Below are 3,366 nucleotides of genomic sequence, written 5' to 3'. Positions count from 1 at the left end.
TCGCTCGATGCGCGCGCGGGCGGCTGCTGGTGCGAACAACTCGCCGACGGCGGCAGCGTGCAGCACATGACCGTGCTCACCGCGATGCCCGGGCGCATGCTGCGCCTGTCCGGCGGCCTCGGTCCGCTGCAGGCCGCGCCGGTGACCGCGGTGATGACCTGGACGATCAAGCGCGACGGCAACGGCAGCGAAGTCGACATGAGTTATCTCGTCAGCGGCTATCTGCGCGGCGGTCTCGATGCGATTCGCGGTGACGTGGATGGCGTGCTCTCGCATCAGGTCGAGCGCTTGCACGGGTACATCGACGCGAAGTGAACGCGCGGCGGCGTTCTGCCCCTCGCCGATCGGGGCAACGCTACCTCTGCTTCAGTTCCAGAACGACCGTCGAGCCGTCGCCGGAGATCTGCTGCACCTTGACCGGCAGCAGGCCGACGCTGGGTGCGTACCAGTTGATCGCCTTGCCGTCGCTGCGTTCGACACGGGTGGCGGTGAAGCTGCCGGCCGGGACTTGGATGGCTTCGCTTTTGGCGACGGCGTAGCGCTGTTGCTCCGCGCGGTCGCGCACCGCGACCGGCACGTCGACCTCGTGCGCTCCTTCGATCACCGCGGAGGCGAGCAGCAACTGCAGCGTGCCGCGGTCGGTCGTGCCGGGTGGCGTGGCGTAGGTGAAGCGGTCCTTGTTCTCCTGTGAATGCGCCTGCTGAGCGGCGGCGTCGAATTCGATGTGGCGCGTGCGGCTCTTGATCATCGAATTCTGGTGATAGTCGTAGACCACGCTCTGCGGCTTGCCGCCGTTCCAGCGGAACACCGACTCCTCGCGCACATCGATTCCGAGCAGGCGCGCCTTGCCGGAAGTGCCTTTGGTTTCACTGGTCAGCGTCCAGGTACCGTCGCTGTTCTGTTTCAGGCTGAAATTCGAATCGCCGATCGCGGAGCCGTCGCGGGTGACCGTGTAGACGGCGTTGGCCGGCTTCAGTTCGGCCGCCTGGGTGGCCCCTGCAGCAAGGACGAGAACAAATCCGAGGGTGATATTGCGCATGACAGTTTCGATATCGTGGGAAACGCGCAGGCAGTCTGCCGCGCGCCGACTGAACGAAACCGGTATCGCGCAGCAATGATCGGACGCAATGATCGAAAACGTCAGCCGAGTTCTCCGTCCGCGCCCAGATGCAGCGTCGCGGCGAGCGGTTTTCCGTTGCGCACGACGCGATTGTCGTCCAGTGCGATCTCGCCGGAGGCCACCAGCCGCGTCGCCGCGACGAGCAGGCGGTGTTCGAGCGACAACAGTCGCCGGGCCAGCGATTCGGCCGTGTCGCTGGCGAAGATCGGCAACCTGACCTGCGCGATCACCGGGCCGCCATCGAGTTCCGGAGTGACGAAATGCACGCTCGCCCCATGCTCGGCGTCGCCAGATTGGATGGCGCGCGCATGCGTGTGCAAGCCCGGATACTTCGGCAGCAGCGAGGGGTGGATGTTGATCATGCGCCCGCGCCATCGCTCGACGACGGCCGGATCGATGATGCGCATGTAGCCGGCGAGCACGATCAGATCGGGCGCGAATTGCGCGGCGCGCGCGAAGATCGCGCGATCGAAATCCTCGCGGCTGGCGTATTCGCGAGGACTCAGCGCAACGGCTTCGACTCCGGCAGCGCGTGCGAGTGCGAGCGCCGGCGCCGCCGGCTTGTCGGAGAGCAGGGCGACGATGTCGATCGGCAACTCGCCGCGTCGCTGCGCCTCGATGAGTGCGGCGAAGTTGCTGCCGCGACCGGAAGCGAAGACGACGACGCGATGGCGCGCGGTCACGCGATATGCACGCGCTCGTCGCCGCGTGCAGGCACGATTTCACCAATCGTCCACGCAGCGAGATTCAGCGCGGCGAGGCGTTGCAGCGTCGTTGCCGCCTGGTCGCGCGCGACGATCAGCGTATAGCCGATGCCGCAGTTGAACGTGCGCCACATTTCCGCCTGCGGCACGTTGCCCTCGCGCTGCAGCCAGTCGAACACGGCGGGCAGCTTCCAGGTCGCGCTGTCGAGCGCGATGCCGAGCCCGTCGGGCACGACGCGGATGATGTTCTCGGTCAGGCCGCCGCCGGTGATATGGGCCATGCCGTGCACGGGTTGTGCTTTCAGCAATTCCAGAATCGGTTTGACGTAGATTGTCGTCGGCGCCATCAGCGCGTCGGCGAGCGCGACGCCGCCGAGATCGAGGTCGAATGGATTGCCGGCGCGCGCGGCGATCTTGCGGATCAGCGAGTAGCCGTTCGAATGCGGACCGGAGGAGGCGATGCCGATGATCGCGTCGCCTTTCTGGATCTTCGAACCGTCGATCAGGGCCGACTTCTCGACCGCGCCGACGTTGAAGCCGGCGAGATCGTATTCGCCGGGCGGATACATGTCGGGCATCTCGGCCGTCTCGCCGCCGATCAGCGCGCAGCCGGCGAGCTCGCAGCCTTTGGCGATGCCGCCGACGACGGCGACCGTCGTGTCCACGTGCAGCTTGCCGGTGGCGAAGTAGTCGAGGAAGAACAGCGGCTCGGCACCCTGCACGAGCACGTCGTTGACGCACATGCCGACCAGGTCGATGCCGATCGTGTCATGGCGGCCAAGCTGCTGCGCGAGTTTCAATTTCGTGCCGACGCCGTCGGTGCCGGAGACGAGCACAGGATCCTTGTAGCGCCCGGCCAGCTCGAACAGCGCGCCGAAGCCGCCGAGCCCGGCCATCACTTCCTTGCGGAAGGTGCGCGCGACCAGCGGTTTGATGCGCTCGACCACTTCTTCGCCGGCATCGATGTCCACGCCCGCGGCGCGATAGGTCAGGGATTCTTTTTCTGCGGACATGTTGAGCGTGGGGAAAGTCGGCCGGAACGGGCGCGCATGATACCGTAGACCGCGATTTCACGGCCGCGATCCAAATTTGTTATCTTGCAGCATGGCCGGGAATGCATCCGGCATGCCGGGCAGGAAGGATTTCGTGAATCGAGGGAATCATCGAATTTTCAGATCGTTGCTGCTGGCGGTTGTCGGCCTCGCGCCGGTTTTTGCCGTGGCGGCGGGTGTTTACACCGGCACGGCGCCGGTCGCCTCGCAGTCCGACCAGGATCGCGCCGCGGCACTGCGCGTCGCGCTCGGCCAGGCAGTGACCCAGGCGGCGAAGGGCGATGCGAACGTGCTCAAACGCCCCGAGGTTGCGCGTGCGCTGACCCGCGCCGAGCGTTACACGCGCAGCTACAGCTACCAGCCGAACACCGATCCGGCCAAGGCGCCGGCGAAATTCCTCCTCGTTGCGCAGTTCGACGGTGCACAGATCGATGCACTCGTACGCGATCAGCCTGCGCCCGCCGCGCCTGCTCCCGCGGCGGCCACTGCC

The 3,366-nt window shown here is 66.3% G+C and carries 4 protein-coding genes and 1 pseudogene; 2 read left to right on the top strand and 3 right to left on the bottom strand.

Going from position 1 to position 3,366, the window contains the following annotated elements:
* A pseudogene (locus VF497_RS18285) lies at nucleotides 1–315 on the top strand (hypothetical protein); the annotation flags it as partial.
* A gap of 40 nt (nucleotides 316–355) precedes the next feature.
* Here the strand turns inward: VF497_RS18285 and VF497_RS18280 are convergent.
* The 3 genes from VF497_RS18280 to purM form a co-directional block, all read right to left on the bottom strand.
* Nucleotides 356–1,039, bottom strand: a complete 684-nt coding sequence (locus VF497_RS18280; protein WP_330891467.1) for a DUF6134 family protein — start codon at nucleotides 1,037–1,039, stop codon at nucleotides 356–358.
* A 101-nt stretch (nucleotides 1,040–1,140) separates the two neighbouring features.
* Nucleotides 1,141–1,803 carry a phosphoribosylglycinamide formyltransferase gene (gene purN, locus VF497_RS18275; RefSeq protein WP_330891466.1) on the bottom strand — a complete coding sequence of 221 codons (663 nt, stop codon included), beginning with the start codon at nucleotides 1,801–1,803 and terminating at the stop codon, nucleotides 1,141–1,143.
* The gene (purM, locus tag VF497_RS18270) at nucleotides 1,800–2,816 is read right to left on the bottom strand and encodes a phosphoribosylformylglycinamidine cyclo-ligase (protein WP_330891469.1); all 1,017 of its coding nucleotides are present in this window, start codon (nucleotides 2,814–2,816) and stop codon (nucleotides 1,800–1,802) included. Before purM ends, purN begins: the two co-directional genes overlap by 4 nt.
* Before the next feature lie 187 nt (nucleotides 2,817–3,003).
* Between purM and VF497_RS18265 the strand changes: the two genes are divergently transcribed.
* The coding region (locus tag VF497_RS18265; RefSeq protein ID WP_330891464.1) for a DUF2066 domain-containing protein at nucleotides 3,004–3,366 on the top strand (363 nt) is incomplete at its 3' end.

Origin of the sequence: Rudaea sp., assembly GCF_036383415.1 — a bacterium.
In the GTDB taxonomy this organism is placed as follows: domain Bacteria; phylum Pseudomonadota; class Gammaproteobacteria; order Xanthomonadales; family Rhodanobacteraceae; genus Rudaea.
The sequence above is the reverse complement of the archived record's forward strand: the minus strand, read 5'-3'. Positions and strand labels throughout refer to the sequence as shown.